The sequence below is a fragment of the Deferrisoma camini S3R1 genome (assembly GCF_000526155.1).
GTDB lineage: Bacteria > Desulfobacterota > Deferrisomatia > Deferrisomatales > Deferrisomataceae > Deferrisoma > Deferrisoma camini.
This window is the reverse complement of sequence record NZ_JAFN01000001.1, coordinates 1,663,185-1,680,620: the sequence shown is the minus strand read 5'-3', so window position 1 is coordinate 1,680,620 and position 17,436 is coordinate 1,663,185. Positions and strand designations below refer to the sequence as shown.

The 17,436-nt window shown below is 67.8% G+C and carries 15 protein-coding genes; 2 read left to right on the top strand and 13 right to left on the bottom strand.

The features are described from left to right. Nucleotides 1–60: 60 nt before the first annotated feature. Entirely contained in the window at nt 61–2,355 is a 2,295-nt protein-coding gene (locus DEFCA_RS0107420; protein WP_025322397.1) for a tetratricopeptide repeat protein, read from the top strand. A gap of 50 nt (nt 2,356–2,405) precedes the next feature. Here the strand turns inward: DEFCA_RS0107420 and DEFCA_RS0107415 are convergent, their stop codons facing one another. Continuing rightward, entirely contained in the window at nt 2,406–2,891 is a 486-nt protein-coding gene (locus tag DEFCA_RS0107415; RefSeq protein WP_025322396.1) for an acyl-CoA thioesterase, read from the bottom strand. 348 nt (nt 2,892–3,239) lie between these two features. Between DEFCA_RS0107415 and DEFCA_RS20450 the strand changes: the two genes are divergently transcribed. Next, nucleotides 3,240–5,306, top strand: a complete 2,067-nt coding sequence (locus DEFCA_RS20450) for a methyl-accepting chemotaxis protein (RefSeq protein ID WP_025322395.1) — start codon at nt 3,240–3,242, stop codon at nt 5,304–5,306. Between the two features lie 225 nt (nt 5,307–5,531). Here the strand turns inward: DEFCA_RS20450 and DEFCA_RS0107405 are convergent, their stop codons facing one another. The 12 genes from DEFCA_RS0107405 to DEFCA_RS0107350 form a co-directional block, all read right to left on the bottom strand. After that, entirely contained in the window at nt 5,532–6,947 is a 1,416-nt protein-coding gene (locus DEFCA_RS0107405) for an NADH-quinone oxidoreductase subunit N (RefSeq protein ID WP_025322394.1), read from the bottom strand. Between the two features lie 61 nt (nt 6,948–7,008). Further along, a complete protein-coding gene (locus DEFCA_RS0107400) occupies nt 7,009–8,649 on the bottom strand; it encodes a complex I subunit 4 family protein (protein WP_084318925.1) in 1,641 nt (546 codons plus the stop codon). 151 nt (nt 8,650–8,800) lie between these two features. After that, on the bottom strand, nt 8,801–10,555 hold the full coding sequence (locus DEFCA_RS0107395; RefSeq protein WP_029733730.1) for a Na(+)/H(+) antiporter subunit D: 1,755 nt from the start codon (nt 10,553–10,555) through the stop codon (nt 8,801–8,803). Between the two features lie 2 nt (nt 10,556–10,557). Continuing rightward, nucleotides 10,558–10,824: a hypothetical protein gene (locus DEFCA_RS0107390; RefSeq protein ID WP_025322391.1), complete on the bottom strand. Its 267-nt coding sequence runs from the start codon at nt 10,822–10,824 to the stop codon at nt 10,558–10,560. Continuing rightward, nucleotides 10,821–12,290 carry a monovalent cation/H+ antiporter subunit D family protein gene (locus DEFCA_RS0107385; RefSeq protein WP_025322390.1) on the bottom strand — a complete coding sequence of 490 codons (1,470 nt, stop codon included), beginning with the start codon at nt 12,288–12,290 and terminating at the stop codon, nt 10,821–10,823. Before DEFCA_RS0107385 ends, DEFCA_RS0107390 begins: the two co-directional genes overlap by 4 nt. A gap of 10 nt (nt 12,291–12,300) precedes the next feature. Continuing rightward, nucleotides 12,301–12,624: an NADH-quinone oxidoreductase subunit NuoK gene (gene nuoK / locus DEFCA_RS0107380; RefSeq protein ID WP_025322389.1), complete on the bottom strand. Its 324-nt coding sequence runs from the start codon at nt 12,622–12,624 to the stop codon at nt 12,301–12,303. A gap of 3 nt (nt 12,625–12,627) precedes the next feature. Next, entirely contained in the window at nt 12,628–13,176 is a 549-nt protein-coding gene (locus tag DEFCA_RS0107375; RefSeq protein WP_025322388.1) for an NADH-quinone oxidoreductase subunit J family protein, read from the bottom strand. 185 nt (nt 13,177–13,361) lie between these two features. After that, nucleotides 13,362–13,868: a NuoI/complex I 23 kDa subunit family protein gene (locus DEFCA_RS0107370; RefSeq protein ID WP_025322387.1), complete on the bottom strand. Its 507-nt coding sequence runs from the start codon at nt 13,866–13,868 to the stop codon at nt 13,362–13,364. 7 nt (nt 13,869–13,875) lie between these two features. Beyond that, entirely contained in the window at nt 13,876–14,880 is a 1,005-nt protein-coding gene (gene nuoH / locus DEFCA_RS0107365; protein WP_025322386.1) for an NADH-quinone oxidoreductase subunit NuoH, read from the bottom strand. Nucleotides 14,881–15,301: 421 nt separating this feature from the next. Then, complete coding sequence (locus DEFCA_RS0107360; protein ID WP_025322385.1) at nt 15,302–16,417, bottom strand: NADH-quinone oxidoreductase subunit D; 1,116 nt, start codon at nt 16,415–16,417, stop codon at nt 15,302–15,304. Next, nucleotides 16,414–16,902, bottom strand: coding sequence for an NADH-quinone oxidoreductase subunit C (locus DEFCA_RS0107355; protein ID WP_025322384.1), 489 nt, complete (start codon nt 16,900–16,902; stop codon nt 16,414–16,416). The genes DEFCA_RS0107360 and DEFCA_RS0107355 overlap by 4 nt, the downstream gene beginning before the upstream one ends. Next, nucleotides 16,892–17,425: an NADH-quinone oxidoreductase subunit B gene (locus DEFCA_RS0107350; protein WP_051463317.1), complete on the bottom strand. Its 534-nt coding sequence runs from the start codon at nt 17,423–17,425 to the stop codon at nt 16,892–16,894. Before DEFCA_RS0107350 ends, DEFCA_RS0107355 begins: the two co-directional genes overlap by 11 nt. Nucleotides 17,426–17,436 lie beyond the last annotated feature (11 nt).

The following is a 17,436-nucleotide window of genomic DNA, read 5'->3' as shown; positions in this document are numbered from 1 at the left end:
CGCGTCTCGAAGATACGCACAGCGCACCGGGAGCAGCCGCACGGCGGAGGAAGGGGAACCATGGAGAAGGTGGGCCGGAGATCTCGGGGCCGCGGCCCCTGGCTGGGGATCGCGTTGGGCGCTGTCCTGGCGATCGCCGCCTGTTCCGGAGGCCCCGCCGAAAAGGCCCGGGAGCATCAGCAACGCGCCGAGGCGTACCTGCGTCAGGGCAGGTACCAGGAAGCGGCCGTGGAGTACCAGGCTGCCCTCCAGAACGCCCCGTCCGACCCGGACCTGTTGTACGGGCTGGCCCGGGTGCTGAAGGCGCAGGGCGACCAGGGCGAGTACCGGACGTTTCTGGGCAAGGTCTTGGCGGCGGACCCAGGGCACCGGGAGGCTGCGCTGGAGATGGCCTCGTTTTTCCTTGCGGCCCGCGCCTACGGGCGGGCCGCGGAGCTGGCGGACCGGGTGTTGAAGCAGCACTCCTCCGACCCCCAGGCCTGGCTGGTCCGGGCCCAGGCCCTGACCGGGCTCGGAACGACCGGGGAAGCGGAACAGGCATGGAACAGGATTCTGGAGCTGGGGCCGCCCCACGCGCGGGCTTGGGCCATGGCGGCGGATTTCTTCAGCCGGGCGGGGCAATCCCAGAAGGCCCTTGATCTTCTGGAGAAAGGGCTCTCCTCCTTTCCGGACGATCGCTCCCTGTGGCTCGCCAAGGCCGGACTGCTGGTCCGCCTGGGCCGAGGGGACGACGCGGAGCAGGTCCTCGTATCGTGCCGGAAACGGTTTCCCCGGGCGCCCGAGGTGCGCGGGGCATGGGCGAAGCTCCTGGTGCGGAAAGGGCGCGTGCAGGAGGCCGTGGATTTTCTCCGGCGCTCGGTGGAGGAGGCCGGGGACGATCCGGCCGGGCTCGTGCCGATGGTGCTCCAGGCCGCCGACGTGTTGGTGCCCATCGGGCGGCTCCAGGATGCGGCCGAGCTCCTGGAGGGGGCCAGAAAACGGGCGCCGGAGGATCCGAACCTCGCTGCCGGCTTGGCGGACGTGTGGATCAGTCTGGGGCGCACCCGTCAGGTCCGAGACCTGCTGCCCCTGGCGGCCAAAGCAGACCCCGCCGGCAGGACGGCCGCCCTCCTGGAGGCCCGGATGTACCTGGCGGAGGGGCTGGCCCCCCGGGCCCGTTTCGTGTTGGAGCCCCTTCTCGCCCGCGGGGATCTCGGCGTCGATCTCCACTACCTCTACGGGAAGGCCCTGGCAGCCATGCGGCGCTGGGTGGACGCCCGGCGGGAGTTCCTGCTGGTGCTCGACCGGGTGCCCGGTCACGTGCTGGCCCGGCTCGACTACGCAAACCTCCTGGCCAGGGTGGGGGACCGCGAGGGGGCGTTGGAACAGCTCGACCGGCTGCCCGCGAGGGCCCGGAAGAATCCTCGGGCCGAGCTGCTGCGTGCGAGGGTGCTCATCGCCCTGGGCCGGCTGAAGGATGCCCGAAAGGTGCTGGACCGCCTGCGATCGAACTCACCCGACAACGCGGTGCTGTTGGCCTTGGAAGGCGATCTCGCCCAGGCCTCCGGCAAGCTCAGGAAAGCGCTGCGATGGTACCGGAAGGCCCAGAAACAGAGTCCGTCGGCGTTCGAGCCGGTTTTGGCCGAGGCCCGCGTGTTGTACCGGCTGGGACGGCCGGTCCGGAAGATTGCAGAGGCTCTCGACGCGTATCAGGAACGCGCCCGGGAGACCCCCTTCGTACTGAACTTCCTGGCGCGTCTCTACCTGGAGACGGGTGACCTCGCCCAGGCCGCTCGCGCGGTGGACCGGAGCCTGCTGGTGGAACCCAATTACTGGGAGACCCGGTATCTCAAGGCCAAGCTGGCGTTGGAGCAGGGCGAGCGGGCGAAGGCCATCGGTGAGCTGGAGCAGGCGATCCGGCTGGCCCCGTCGGAGCCCACCGCCTACAACGAGCTGGCAGCCCTGTATCTGGAGGAGGGGTACCCCACCAAGGCGGAGGATGTGTACCGGCGGCTGCTGGAGGAGCACCCCAGGGAGCCGATCACCAGCAACAACCTGGCCGTGCTCCTGTTGGAGACGGGCCGTGAACAAGAGGCGTTGGAACTGGCGCGGATCGCCGTGCTCGGGGCCCCGTCCGAGCCCCGGGTCATGGACACCCTGGGATGGGCATTGCACCGCACGGGCCGCGTGGAGGAGGCCACACCCTGGCTGCGCAGGGCCGCGGAGGGGTTGCCGGACTCACCCGAGGTACTGTTCCACTACGCGGAGAACCTCCGAGCCAGGGGGGCCGAGGCCGAGGCGAAGAAGGTCGCCAGGAAAGTCAAGGCGTTGGCGCCGGACTCGAAGTACGCGGCCCAACTCGCCGCTTGGATGTGAACGACGGAGCGCGTGCCTCGCCGCGGCTGTGCCGGGGAACTCCTGTTGCGTCAGCGCCGTTCCCCGGTGACGGCATGGGGCGCAGGCTCCCCTGATTCGGGCCCGTCGTTCGGCTTGGGTGCCGGCGGGCCGCCCTGGGCGCGGGTCACCCGGGCGATCCAGTCCTCGTCCAGGGGCCGGGGCCTTCCGGTCTGGTGGTCGAAGCGGACCTGTACGCTGTCGGCCCGGGCCACCACGCGGCCGTCGCCGGTACGGGCCTCGTACTCGAACGACCAGCTCGTCTTCCCCACCCACACGACCCGGATCCCCACCTCCACGGTCTCGCCGTATACCACCGGGCTCAGGTAGTCGCACCGGATCGAGGCGACCAGAAAGTCGATGTCCTCGATGCCTCGGGCGTCGAGCACCTCCTCGTAGTACCGGGCCCGAGCCGTCTCGAAGTACGTGAAGTAGACCGCGTTGTTCACGTGACCCAGGGGGTCGATGTCCCGCCACCGCACCTGAATCCTGGCGATCACCGGAAACCGCCCGTCCATGACCTTCCTCCTGACGCTGCTGGGGGAGCCCCGATCCTACCAGAACCAGCCTCTCCCTGCCGCTGTTTCTCCTGCTAATGCAAGGGAAGACCCGCGCCGATAACGCCGGAGGACCGTTCGATGCCCCCCGGCCGTCGCACCCTGCGGCCTTCGGGCCGCCCTCGGGAGAGGAGGTCAGGGGCGAACACGGGGCGTTCATTGGGAGTCCCCTCAGACCCCATGCCCCTCGGACCATGAGGTGGAGGCGAAGAGGCATGGTAATGCCTAGAACGTGTGGGAATACGGGAGGTTTTCAAACCTCCCAGCGTCCCAGCCTCCCAGCGGAAGTTACATGGAAGGAGAGACGCCATGACGGTCAGGCTCACGTTTCGGGCACGGTTGGGGATCGTGGTGGCAGTGGTGCTCGTGGCCTTCGGAGGCTTGGGCGTCGAGGTGTGGCGCACGTTTGGTGAGCTACGCAGCGCCCATGCGCAGACCGAGAGGCTCACCAGCGCCCTGGACGACCTGAAGGAGACGCAGATCCACCTGCTGGGCCTGGTGGAGGACGTGACCAAGGGCCTGTCGTCCCGTTCGTTGCCGACGATCCAGGACCACATCGTCGCCCTGGAGAAGGAACGCAAAGCGGCCCTGGACGAATGGCGGGGCCGTCTGGCCGGGGACGCGGCCGCGGCCCTCGGGAACGCCTCCCAGGCCGTGCTTCCCGTGGTAAGCCTGCTTCGGGAGTGGATCGCCAGCTGCCAGGCCCTGGGGCTGACCGAGGATGAAGGGGTCCGCGGAGAGTTTCGGGAGGCGGCCCACCGCTTGGAGCAAGGGCTGGAGGGCGCGCGGCTGATGCAGGCGCTGCTCCAGGTGCGTCGTCGGGAGAAGGACTTCTTCCTGCGGGAGGATCCCGCTTACCTGGACAAGCACCGGGAGGCCCTGGCACGCCTGCGCGAAACCATCGCAGGGCTTCCCTACGGCTCCGGGGGGCGGTTCATGCCCCTGCTGGACCGGTACGACGACGCGTTTCAGCGGGCGGCCGAGCTGGTGCTCCGGCGCAAGGATCTCGGGGAGCGCCTCACCCAGGCCGTGGGCGAGTTTCGAAAGGCGTCCAAGGCCGCCGAGGATCGGATCGGGTCCCGTCTCGGCGCCATCCGGGCCCGGACGGTGCAGGCCATGGCCCGCACCCAACGCACCGTGGCGGTGGGTGGGGCCGTCGTGGTGGCGGTGGTGCTCCTGCTGATGGTGTGGATCGGGGTCGGAACGAGCCGAAGACTGGACCGGACGATCCGGCTGTTGAAGGACCTGGCCGAGGGGGACGGGGACCTCACCCGGCGCCTGCCCCTGCCGTACCTGGAGTGCTCCCGAATCAAGGACTGCGGTCACGAGGAGTGCGACTCGTTCGGCAAGAAAGAGGCGTGCTGGAGCCGGGTGGGGTCCATGCAGCCCATGCGGGAGCAGATCCGGTGCCCCGGGGTGCTCTCGGGCAAGGTGAAGGACTGCTCGGAGTGCGCCGTGTTCCGGGGGGCCCAGAGGGACGAGTTCGATGAGCTCGCCAACTGGTTCAACATCTTCGCGGACAAGATCCGCTACCTGGTGGACCAGGTGAAGACCTCTGCGGGCGAGATGGCGGCGGTGTCCGAGGAGCTCTCGGCCACCACCACCCAGATCGCGGCGAGCAACGAGCAGGTGTCCCACCAAACCCAGGCCCTGGCCGCCAGCGGGGAGGAGATGGGGGCCACGGTGAGGGAGGTGGCCCAGAACGCGGCCGCCGTGGCCCAGGCGGCCGACTCGGCGAGCGAAGGCGCGTCGGATGCGGCGCGCATGGTCCGGGCCACGGGCGAGGCGCTCGAGCGGATCGCGGCGACCGTTGCCGACGCGGGTGGCGTGGTGGAGGGGCTGGGAAGCGAGGCCGAGAAGATCGACGCCGTGGTCCGGGCCATCGAGGACATCGCGGACCAGACGAACCTGCTGGCCCTGAACGCGGCGATCGAGGCGGCCCGGGCGGGGGAACACGGCCGGGGGTTCGCGGTGGTGGCCGACGAGGTGCGGAAGCTGGCCGAGAAGACCGTGAAGGCCACCCAGGAGATCGGCCAGACCATCGCAGGCATCCAGCGGGAGGCCGGCCGGGCCGTGGAGGCCATGGGCAAGGGGGTGGCTGGCGTCAAGGAGGGGCGGGAGCTGGGTCAGAAGGCCGCGGCCGCCATGGCCAAGGTGGAGCACGAGGTGGCCGGGGCCGCGACCCAGGTCCAGCAGATCGCCGCGGCCACCGAGGAGCTCACGGCCACGATCCAGAACCTAACCACCGGTCTGGATCAGATCGCCCACGGCGTGGGGGAGAACACGCGGGCCGGGGAAGAGGTGGCCCGCACGGCTGACACGGTGGCCCGAAAGGCCGACGACCTGCGGCACCTCACGGAGCGGTTTCGGACGTAACGAGCCCGGAGACCGCAAGGGGTCGGGCACGAACAAGACGGCCGCACCCATTCGGGTGCGGCCGCGGACCATCCGAGGTCCGGATCGGATCGGAATCTCATACCAAGTTGCCATCCATCGGATACGTATCCGGGGGCGGGGCAAGGAACCTGGCCGCGCCCGGCTCTCCGACAGGCCCCTTGCCCCTCTGGGCAGGGGGCCAATGGTTTTGAATGTAACTTGGTATCAGGCCGCCCAGGACAGGGCCCGCTGGAACCACCCCAGCACCGGCCCCGGAAGCGCCCCGATCACCAGGATGCTCACCACAAAGGCGCAGCCCAGGGCCCAGCCCAGGGGCGACAGGGCCACGCGGCCGGCGGGAGCCTCCCCTCCTTCCTCCTCAGGGCTGTAGGCCGCCTTCACCATCTTCAAGTAGTAGTAGATCGAGATCGCGGTGTTCAGGGCGCCGATGATCACCAGGGCCAGGTGGCCCTTCTCCAAGGCCGCGGCGAGCACGAAGAACTTGCCGGCGAACCCCACAGTCGGCGGGATGCCGGCCAGGCCGAAGGCGGCCACGGCCAGGGTCAGCGCGAGGATCGGCGAGCGCCGGTACAGGCCCCGCAGGTCGGCCAAGGTGATGTTCTGCCCCCTGGGCGCCAGGGCGTAGATCACGTGGAACAGGGCCAGGTTCATGATCAGGTAGCCCGCCACGTAATACAGCGCGCCGGCGTAGCCCCGCACGGTGCCCGCCAGGATGCCGGCCACCATGAACCCGGCGTGGGAGATGGAGGAGTAGGCCAGCAGCCGCTTCAGATCCTCCTGGACCAGGGCGGCCAGGTTGCCGTAGGTCATGGAGAGCACGGCCAGCAGGGTGAGCACCGTGGCGAACCCGGCGGACTCCGCCCCCAGGCCGGTGAGCCGGATCAGCACGGCCACCGCGCCCACCTTGGGCAGGGTGGCGATCACCCCCGAGGTCTCGTTGGCCGCGCCCTGGTAGATGTCCGGGGTCCAGAAGTGGAACGGAAAGAGCGCCAACTTGTAGAAGAACCCGCCCAGCATCAGGGTCAGGCCCATCAGCCCCAGGGGGGACGACACCAGCTCGGGGTACAGCCGCAGCAGGTCGTCCACCCGGGTGGTGTGGGCCAGGCCGAACACGTAGCTCATGCCGAACAGGCTGACCCCCGAGGCCATGGCCCCGAACAGAACGTACTTGATGCCGGCCTCCACCTGGTGGATGTGCTCGTGTCGGCGCAGGGGCACCAGGATGTACAGGGAGTAGGACGAGAGCTCCAGGGCGATGTAGATGGTGAGGAGCTCCACCCCGCTGGCCAGGAAGGTCAGGCCCAGCACGCTCACCGCCAGGAACAGGAAGTACTCGGGCTCGTGCTCCGCCTCGATGCCCCGGACGCCCTCGCCGAACGCAACGGCCAGGAAGAACCCCACGGCCAGCAGCAGCTTCACGCCTTGGCTGAACGCATCCACCCGGTAGGCCCCGAAGAACAGCTCCCCCTGGGCACCCACGCCCCACAGGGCCGTGACCACGGCCAGGGCCGACAGCCCCAGGGCCGCGGCCCGGGCCGTGCCGGGCCGCACGTGGACCAGGGTGAGGGCAAACAGGGCCAGGCAGCTCAGGATCAGAACGGTTTCGTGTGCAAAGGCCATGTCGGTTCCGTTGGGACGTTAGGACGTTAGGATGTCGGGACGCTGGGACGTGGTACGATCCCTACTCGTGTTCCGGTGCCGCATTCTCTTCCCCCCCTGAATGTCCCAGCGCCGGGAACAGGGTATTCATGAGCCCGGTCATACCGCCCTCGGGCAGGCCTTCCACGGCCTGGGCCTGGGTGATCACGTGGGCGATGCTCCGGTCCATCACCTTGAGGAACGGCTTGGGATTGAGGCCGATCCAGAACACGAACACCGACAGGAACGCGAGCATCCCCGCCTCTCGGAGATCCAGGTCGAACAGGCGCCGGCGGTGGGCCTCGCCGGCCTCGTGCTCGCCGCCGTGCCCTTCGTCGTGGCCGTGGTGGTGACCGCTCACCCGGTCCCAGATGATCTTCTGCAGCATCCGCAGCATGTAGGTGGCGGCCAGGAGCGCCCCCGGGATCACGAAGGCGGCCAAGAGCTTGTTCTGCTGAAACGCGCCCACCAGCACCAGCAGCTCCCCCACGAACGAGTTGGTGCCGGGGAACGCCAGGGACGACAGGCTGAACAGCCCCAGGAACGCCACGTACACGGGCATGAACGCGCCCACGGCCGAGTTGTCGCGGATCAGGCGGCTGTGGGTGCGCTCGTACAGGATGCCCACGCAGATGAACAGGGCGCCGGTGGTGATGCCGTGGTTGATCATCTGGAGGATCGACCCCTCGATGCCCCGCTGGTTCACCAGGAAGATCCCCAGGGTCACGAACCCCATGTGGCCCACCGAGGAGTAGGCGATCAGCTTCTTCATGTCGGTCTGGCCCAGGGCCACGAACCCGCCGTACAGGATCGACACCACCGAGCCCCACAGGAACACCGGCGCCAGGTACGCCACGGCGGCCGGGGTAATGGGCAGGCAGAACCGCAGGAACCCGTAGGTGCCCATCTTCAGGAGCACGCTGGCCAGGATCACCGATCCGGCTGTGGGCGCCTCCACGTGGGCCGCCGGCAGCCAGGTGTGGAACGGGAACATCGGCACCTTGATGGCGAAGGCCAGGGCGAACGCAAGGAACACCCAGAACTGGAACGCGAACGAGTACCCCTGGTCCATGAGCTCGGGGATCAGGAAGGTGCCGGCCTTGAGGTACAGGGCGATCACGGCCACCAACAGGAGCACGCTGCCGGCCAGGGTGTACAGGAAGAACTTGATCGAGGCGTACACCTTGCGCGGCCCGCCCCACACCGCGATCAGCAGGTACATGGGGACCAGCATGGCCTCCCAGAACACGTAGAACAGCACCAGGTCCAGGGCGGCGAACACCCCGATCATGGCGGTCTCCATGATCAGGAGGCTCACCACGAACTCCTTGACCCGCCGCTCGATGTAGCGCCAGGAGGACAGCACGCACAGGGGCAGCACGAAGGTGGTCAGGAGCACCAGCAGCAGGCTGATCCCGTCCACCCCCAGGGCGTAGCGGATGTGGAACGTGGGGATCCAGTCCGCCATCTCGAGGAACTGGAACCTGTGGGTCGAGGGGTCGAACCGGGTCCACAGGGGCACGGACAGGGCCGCCTCCACCACGGTCACGGCAAAGGCCCAGGCCTTGAGCGTGCGGTCGCCCTTGAGCATCAGGGCCACCAGGGCCCCGGCCAGGGGCAGGAACACGAGCACGCTCAGGAGCGGGTATCCCACGTTGGTTTCCACGGCGAACGCTGGCGTCATGGGCAAAACCTTGCGGTGATAAGGGCCGTGAATCGTGAATGGCTGAACTGCCGTAGGTCGCTGGTCGTTCGTCGTTGGTGGTTGAACTGCAACGACCTACGACCTACGACCTACGACCGACGACCTGCGACCTGCGACCTACGACCTACGACTACATGTGCATCACCAGGGCCACCAGGAAGAAGAGCGCCGCCACGGCCATGGCGATGTACTGCTGGAGCCGGCCGGTCTGGGCCCGCCGCACCCGGTCGCCCAGGCCCAACACCCCGTAGGCGGTGCCGTCCACGACCCCGTCGATGGCCTTCACGTCGAACCGGCTCCACAGGGCGGCCGCGCCCAGGGCGAACCGGTATCCCACCCGGCGGTAGATCTCGCTCACCCACTCGTTGGCCGGCTCGAACCACCGCCGGTCGATCCGCAGGAACCAGGCCGTGGCCCGGCGGTAGAACCAGTCCAGGTCCAGGTTCAGCTTGGCCTCGGGGGTGAGCTTCTTGCGCAGCAGGTAGAAGGCGAGGCCGGTGAACCCGAGCAGTTGCAGGGTCTCGGAGAGGTGGTAGGCGTTGTACGGGTGGTACTCCACCGGGAACGGGAGCATCCGGTACAGGTAGTCGGGGTACACGCCCAGGAAGAAGCAGAAGAACGCGGCAATGCCCATGGCCACCAGCATGTTCTTGGGCGGGTCCTTGCACTCGCGGCCGGAGTCCTTGCCGAACCAGATGAAGTAGGGGAGCTTCACTCCCACCGACAGGAACGTCCCCACCGCGGCCAGGCTGAGCATCAGCATGAGCACGGTGCGGTGGGCCGCGCCCGCGCCGGCGATCACCATGGACTTGGAGATGAACCCGCTGGTGAGCGGGAAGCCCGAGATGGAGATGCCGCCAATCACGGTGGCCACCATGGCCAGGGGCATGCGCCTGTACAGGCCACCCAGCTCCGAGAGCTTGGAGGTGCCGGCCATCTCCAGCACGGCGCCCACCCCCATGAACAGGAGCGCCTTGTACAGGATGTGGGCGTAGGCGTGGGCCACCGCCCCGTTCACGGCCAGGGCTGTGCCGATGCCGATGCCGCACACCATGTACCCCACCTGGCTCACGATGTGGTACGCCAGGATCCGGCGGCCGTCGTTCTCGATGATGGCGTAGAGCACCCCGTAGATGGTCATGATCGCGCCGGCCACCGCGAGCACCTCGTACCCCGAGAAGGCCCGGGCCAGCACGTACACCGCGGTCTTGGTGGTGAACGCGCACATGAACACCGCCCCCATCACCGTGGCCTCGGGGTAGGCGTCGGGCAGCCAGGCGTGGATCGGCGGCACGGCCGCGTTCAGGGCGAACCCGATCAGGATCAGGTAGGCGGCCAGGTCGGCCGTGTCGGCGGGGATCGGCCCGAACGAGAGGTCCCCGGTCTTCATCCACTTCAGGAAGATGCCGGCCATCAGCACCAGCCCGCCCACGGTGTGGACCAGCAGGTACCGGAACCCCGCCCGCACCGACGCCTGCCGGCGGCGCAGGAACACCAGGAACGCCGAGGCGAACGCCATCAGCTCCCACCACACGAACAGCGTCAGGTAGTCGCCGGCCAGGGTGACCCCCAGCGAGCCCGCCACGTAGAGCATGGCTGAGACGTGCTGGCCGGTGTCCTCCACGTGGAGCCCGTAGATCGCGCCGATCAGGGCCATCAGGGTGAACACGTTGAGGAACACCAGGGCCAGCTTGTCCACGTGGGCCGGCACCAGCCGGAACCCCAGGTACTCCAGCGTGCCGTAGGTGCCGGGGACCATGGCGTTCACCGAGAGGAACGCCACCAGGGGCACGGCCACCAGGACCACCTGCCGGGGCCGGCCCCGCAGCACGGCCGCGAGCGCCGCGCCCACCACGAAGAGGAGCGCCGGGTGCATGAGGCCCATGGTCAGTCCTCCTCCCGGTCGTAGAAATCCTCGGGCTTCATGAGCCACAGGTGGCCGAGGCCCTTCATGCCCTTGGCCATCACCAGGCCGCCCAGCAGGGCGAACAGGGCCCAAAACCCCCGGACCCGGTCTCCCCAGAAGTGGAGCTCGTGGCGTGGCGTGAACACGTCGTAGGCCACGAACAGCCCCAGGAGCCCAAAGAAGACGGCCCGGAGCCGGTCGGGCCGCTCCCGAAGCCGGTCGATCACGCGCACGAGGGCAGAGCTCATCGCACCACCTCGATGAGTTTCAGGAACAGGTCGGGGTAGAAGCCGAACACCACGCTGAACACCGCCGTGAGGAACAGCGGCACCACCATGAAGGGGCTGGCCTCGGCCATCTGGAGCCGGGCCGTGCCTCCGTTGCGGGGGAAGAAGGCCCGCAGGAACACCGGCACGAAGTACCCGGCGTTCAGGAGCGAACTCGCCAAAAGCACCACCAGGAGCCCGAGGCTCTTGAGCTCCATGGTGCCCAGTGCCAGGTACCACTTGGACACGAACCCGGCCACCGGCGGCGCCCCGATCATCGAGAGGCTGGCCAGGCCGAACGCGGCCATGGTGAACGGCATCTTGTACCCGATGCCGTCGAGCTGGCTGATCTCGGTCTTCCGGTGGGCCACCATGATGGCGCCGGCGCAGAAGAACAGGGTGATCTTGGAGAACGCGTGGTTGGGGATGTGGATCAACCCGCCGGTGATCCCGCTGGGGGTGAGCATGGCCACCCCCAGCACGATGTAGGAGAGCTGGCTGATGGTGGAGTAGGCGAGCCGGGCCTTGAGGTTATCTTTGGTGAGCGCGATGGCCGAGCCCATGAGGATGGTGAACGCCGCGATGTACGCCGTGATCAGGCCCAGGCCGTACCGGTGGAGCAGGTCCACCCCGAACACGTAGAGCATGACCCGGCAGATCGAGAACACGCCCACCTTCACCACGGCCACGGCGTGCAGCAGCGCGCTCACCGGGGTGGGGGCCACCATGGCCGAGGGCAGCCAGTTGTGCAGCGGCATGATCGCGGCCTTGGCGTACCCGAACAGGCTCATGAAGAAGAGCACGGTCACCAGCATCCGGCCCGCGTCGGCCGGGAAGATGCCGGTCTGGATGTTGGTGGCGAAGTCCAGGGTGCCGGTGGTCACGTAGGTGAGCACCAACACCGGCAGCAGCAGCACCTTGGAGGTGACCATCAGGTAGGTGATGTACTTGCGGCTGCCGTCGTAGGCCTCGCCGTCTTGGTGGTGCATCACCAGGGGATAGGTGAAGATGCTGACCAGCTCGTAGAACAGGTACAGGCTCAGCAGGCTGCCCGAGAACGCCACCCCCACGGCGCTGAAGATCGTGGCGGCGTAGCACACGTAGAACCGGGTCTGGGCGTGCTCGTGCAGCCCCCGCATGTAGCCCACGCAGTAGAATCCCGCCAGGATCCATAGGAACGAGCTCACCCCGGCGAACAGCAGGCTCATGCCGTCCACCCGCAGCCGGATCGCCACGCCGTCGAAGAACTCAAACAGGGTGTAGGTGTACACCCCGCCGTGGATCACCGCGGGCAGCAGGGTCATGGCCGCCACGAACGTGGCCGCGGCCCCCACCACCGAGCAGGCCTCGCGCACGTTGGGCCACCGGCCGGTGGCCAGGATCGCCACGGCCGTCAAGAGCGGCAGCAGGATCGGGATCACGATGCGGGCGGTTTCGATCTCGTACATGGCGACCCCGTCAGTCCTTCAGTTCGGAGATCTCGTCGGCCAGGATGGTGCGGAACCGCCGGTACACCACCACGGCGATCGACAGGCAGATGGCGGCCTCGGCCGCGGCCAGGCCCATGATGAACAGGGTGAAGGTCTGGCCCACGGTCTTGTCGGGCGCCAGGAACGTGTTGAACGCCACGAAGTTGAGCCCGGCCGCGTTCAGGATCAGCTCCACGCTGATCAGCATGCTGATGAAACCCGGCCGGCTCACCAGCCCGTACAGGCCCAGGGCGAACAGGCACAGGGCCACCAGCAGATAGGCCTCGAGATGGCCGAAGAACGCCGGCTGCATGGTCTACCCTCCCGCGGGCCGCCGGCCCCGGCGGGCCAGGACCACCGACCCCACGATGGCCACCAGGAGAACCAGGGAGATCAGCTCGAACACGAACGCGTACCGGGTCAGCAGGCCCTCGCCCACCTCCTGCAGGGTGCCGGCCACCGCCGTGGGCTCGGCCTGCCAGCGGGTGGCGAACACGGCCGAGCCCAGCACCAGGGCCGCGAAGAGCCCCACCCCGAACCCGGCCATCAGCTTGCCGGGCCCCGCCCGGGGGGCCTTCTCGGCCTCGCTCGGGGGGCGGGCCAGCATCACGGCGAACACGATGCTGATGCACACCGCACCCACGTAGATCAGGATCTGCATGGCCGCGATGAAGTGGGTGCCCAGGTACACGTACAGCCCGGCCACGCCCACCAGAGATGTCGCGAGCCCCAGCACCGCGTGGATCAGGCGCTTGGCGCCCACCGCCACCACCCCGCCGGCCAGGGCCAGGAACACGAACCCCAGGAACGCGGCGTCGGCCAGGTAGATGTACAGCCTCAGGCTCGGATCGAAGGTGAAGGTCATGTCTGGGTCCGTGAGTCGTGAATCGTGAGTCGTGAATCGTGAGTCGTAAGTCGTTGAGTTGTCGTTCGTCGTCGGTCGTTCGTCGTTCGTTGTTGAACTTCTACCACCTACGACCTACGACCAACGACCTGCGACGAACGGCCTTTTCGCTTCCCAGCCTCCTAGCCTCCCAGCTTCCTAGCTTCCTAGCTTTCCGGCGGCTTCGACGCCACCGGCGTCAGGTCGGCGATCTTGGGCTCCACGCCCAGGGCCCGGCATCGGTCCCGGAACCGCTCCACCAGGTCGTAGTGGAAGTCGTGGCGGCTGGTGCCGGCGATGTTGTACTCGTGGGAGAACTCGATCGCCGAGGTGGGGCAGGCCTCCACGCAGTTGCCGCACAGGCTGCACTTGGTGAAGTCCAGGCGGTACTCGGTGAGCACCCGTTTCTTGGCGCCCTCGGGCTTCTGGCCCTTCACCGTGATGCACCCGGAGGGGCAGGCCCGCTGGCACATCATGCACACGATGCACTTGTCCTTGCCCGTCTTCGGGTTCACCACCAGGTCGATGTGGCCCCGGTAGTTGGGGGTCACCTCCAGCTCGTCGAACGGGTAGTGGGTGGTCACGGTGGGGGCCAGGGCGAACCGGCCCGTGACCTTCAGCCCCACCAGCAACGACCACAGCCCTTCGAAGATCTCGCGGAAGTAGCGGATCATGGCGTCCCTAGAGCTTGAGCCACACGGCCGTGACGGCCAGGTTGGCCATGGAGATCGGGATCAGGATCTTCCAGCAGAAGTTCAGGAGCTGGTCGAACCGCACCCGGGGGTAGGTCCACCGCACCCAGATCATCACCACGATCAGGCCGTACACCTTGGCCAGGAACCACAGGGTCTGGATCACCGTGGCCCAGAACCCGGTGCCGGCGGTGGTCAGGAACGCCGGTCCGTTCCACCCGCCCAGGAACAGGGTGGTGGCGATGGCCGACACCAGGAGCATGTTGGTGTACTCGCCCAGGAAGAACAGGCCGAAGCCCATGCCGGCGTACTCGGTGTGGAACCCGGCCGTGAGCTCGCTCTCGGCCTCGGGCAGGTCGAACGGCGCCCGGTTCGTCTCGGCGATGCCGCAGATGAAGTAGACGAGGAATGCCACGAATCCCATGGGCGTGAACGCGAACCAGAACCCGCCCTGGGCCGCCACGATGTCGCTCATGCGGAAGCTGCCCACCCAGATCACGATGGTCAGCAGGCTCAGGAGCAGGGGGATCTCGTAGGCCACGTTCTGGGCCACGGCCCGGATGGCCCCGAACAGGCTGTACTTGTTGGCCGAGCTCCACCCGGCCACCAGGATGGCCAGCACGTTCACGGCGGCCAGGCTCAGGATGAACAGCACGCCGATGTCCAGGTCGCGCACCTGGAGCAGCCGGGCGAACGGCACCACGATCAGGGCCGCGATCGGGGGCACGAAGCTCAGGATCGGGGCGGCGCGGAACAGGCCGGCGTCGGCGTTGCGGGGCACCAGCATCTGCTTGGCCATGAGCTTCACGCCGTCCACCGCGGTCTGCAGGAGCCCGTGGGGGCCCACCTCGAACGGCCCCGGCCGTCGCTGGATGTGGCCGCAGATCTTCCGCTCCACCAACACCAGCACGGCGGCGTTGGTGAACGCGAACGCCACCACGATCACGAACGACACGATCAGGCGGATCAGGTCGGGCGGAAACAGGTCGGTCATGGGAAATCCGTGAATGATTTTGGCCACAGATTTACACAGATGAACACAGACTGGGCCCAGCGTATTGGAAATCTCTTGTCACGAATCCTGAAACGCTGATGCGCCGCACCCTGTTCTTGTGTTACGGCACCATAGCGTTAGATGTGCGTCAGTGCGTTTGTGCGCCCTTGTTGTGTTGCGGTGCCAATCCAAGTTCAAAGCTCCCCCAAATCAGTGTGAATCTGTGTTGATCAGTGGCTCAGAAGCCGGGAATCGTGAATCGTTGAACTGCCGTTCGTCGTGTGAAGTTCCGTAGGTCGCCGGTCGTAGGTCGTTCGTCGTTGACCTTCAACCACCTACGACCTACGACTTACCGACGAACGGCCTCCTAGCCTCCTAACTTCCCAACGTCCTAGCGTCCCCGCGGCGCGCGAAGCGCGCCTTACCGATCGATCTCCGGGATCACCAGGTCTAGGCTGCCCATGATGGCCACCAGGTCGGCCAGCAGCACGCCCTCGGCCAGCTCGTTGAGCAGGCTCAAGTTCGAGTAGGACGGCGGCCGGATCTTGAGCCGGTAGGGCACGTCCGTTCCGTCGCCCACCAGGTAGTACCCCAGCTCGCCCCGGGCCGCCTCCACGGCCTGGTACACCTCGCCGGGGCCGAGCTTGAGCTTCTTCGGGACCTTCTCGGCCATGATCGGCCCGTCGGGCAGCCGGTCGAGGGCCTGCTCCACGATCCGGAGCGACTGCTCCATCTCGGCCAGGCGCACCCGGTACCGGGCGAAGCAGTCGCCCTCGGGGAACGTGGGGATGTCGAAGTCGAACTCGGAGTACACCGAGTAGGGCTCCACCCGGCGGATGTCGTAGGGGATGCCGCTGCCCCGGGCCACCGGGCCGGTGGCGCCGTACTTGCGGATCATGTCCGGCGAGATCACCCCCACGCCCTCGACCCGCTTGCGGAAGATCACGTTGCCGGTGACCAGCTTGTGGTACACCTCGAACCGGCTGCGCATCCGCCGGATGAACACCCGGGTGCCCTGGATGAACCTCTCGTCCAGGTCCCGGTTCACCCCGCCGACTCGGAAGTAGCTGAAGGTGAGGCGGGCACCGGTCACGTGCTCCAGCAGGTCGAGGATGTACTCCCGGTCGTCGAACGAGTACAGGATGGGGGTGAACGCCCCCAGGTCCAACAGGAACGCCCCGAACCACAACAGATGGCTCGCGATGCGGTTGAGCTCGGTGGTGATCACCCGGATGTACTCGGCCCGGGGCGGCACCTCGATCCCGAGCATCCGCTCCACCGCCAGCACGTGGCCGTGGCCGAACGAGAGCGCGCCGGCGTAGTCCATGCGGCCCACGTTGGCGTAGAAGCCGCTGACGTTTCGCACCTCGCCCATCTTCTCGTGCATGCGGTGGCCGTAGCCGATGACCGGGTGGGCCTCGAGCACGTACTCGCCGTCGAGCTTCAGCACCACCCGGAGCACCCCGTGGGTGCTGGGGTGCTGGGGGCCCATGTTGAGGACCAGGGTCTCCAGGGTCGGGTCGGGCCGGGGGATCATGACGCCTCCCCTTGGTCAGCCGGCGGCGGGACGAGGTCGTCCAGGCTCTTGAGCTTCTTCTCGTCCTTGCGCAGGGGCCGCAGGTCCCCCGCGTCCTCGGGCAGGATCAGGGGGGAGAGATCGGGGTGGCCCTCGAACTCCACCCCGTAGAAGTCGTGCTGCTCGCGCTCGTGCCAGTTGGCGCCGGGGAAGATGTCCTGGATCGTGGGCACCCGCGGGGTCTCCCGGTCGGCTCGGACCCGGAGCCGCACCCGGCAGCCCCCTTCCAGGCGGTGGAAGTGGTACACCACCATCATCTCGGGCGTCGCGTCCACGCCGATCACGTCCTCGATCAGGAACTCCCGGTCCCGGAGGGCCTGGGCTGCGTCGCGGACTCGATCGGCCGGCACCCACGCCTCCACGTGCACGCCCTTGGCCGGGTGGTCGGCCAGGGAGGCCTCGGCGCCGATGGCTTCGAGCACCTGCCGGATCTCCTCAGGCGTCATGGGGGTTCCACCTCCCGGCCTCGGGGTCGCGCTTGGGCCGGAACCGTCCCTTGGTCTGGGGCAGCGGGTGGCGCACGCCCGAGATCTTCTCCTGGAGCTGCAGAATCCCCTCCAGGAGCCCCTCGGGCCGCGGCGGGCACCCCGGCACGTACACGTCCACCGGGATCAAGCGGTCCACCCCCTCCACCACGTTGTAGTTCTCGGGGATCGCGAACGGCCCGCCGGAGATCGCGCAGTTGCCCATGGCGATCACCCATTTGGGCGCGGTCATCTGCTCGTACAAGGTCAGCACGGCCGGAGCCATCTTCTTGTTCACGGTGCCGGCCACGATCATCAGGTCGCACTGGCGCGGGCTCGGCCGGAACACCTCGGCCCCGAACCGGGAGATGTCGAGCCGGGCCATTCCCACGGCCATCATCTCCAGGGCGCAACAGGCCAGGCCGAAGGTCATGGGCCAGATGGAGTTGGCCCGGCAGTAGTTGATCACCGCGTCGATGGCGGGGTTCCGGAGCCGGGGCGGCAGGGTCTCGTACT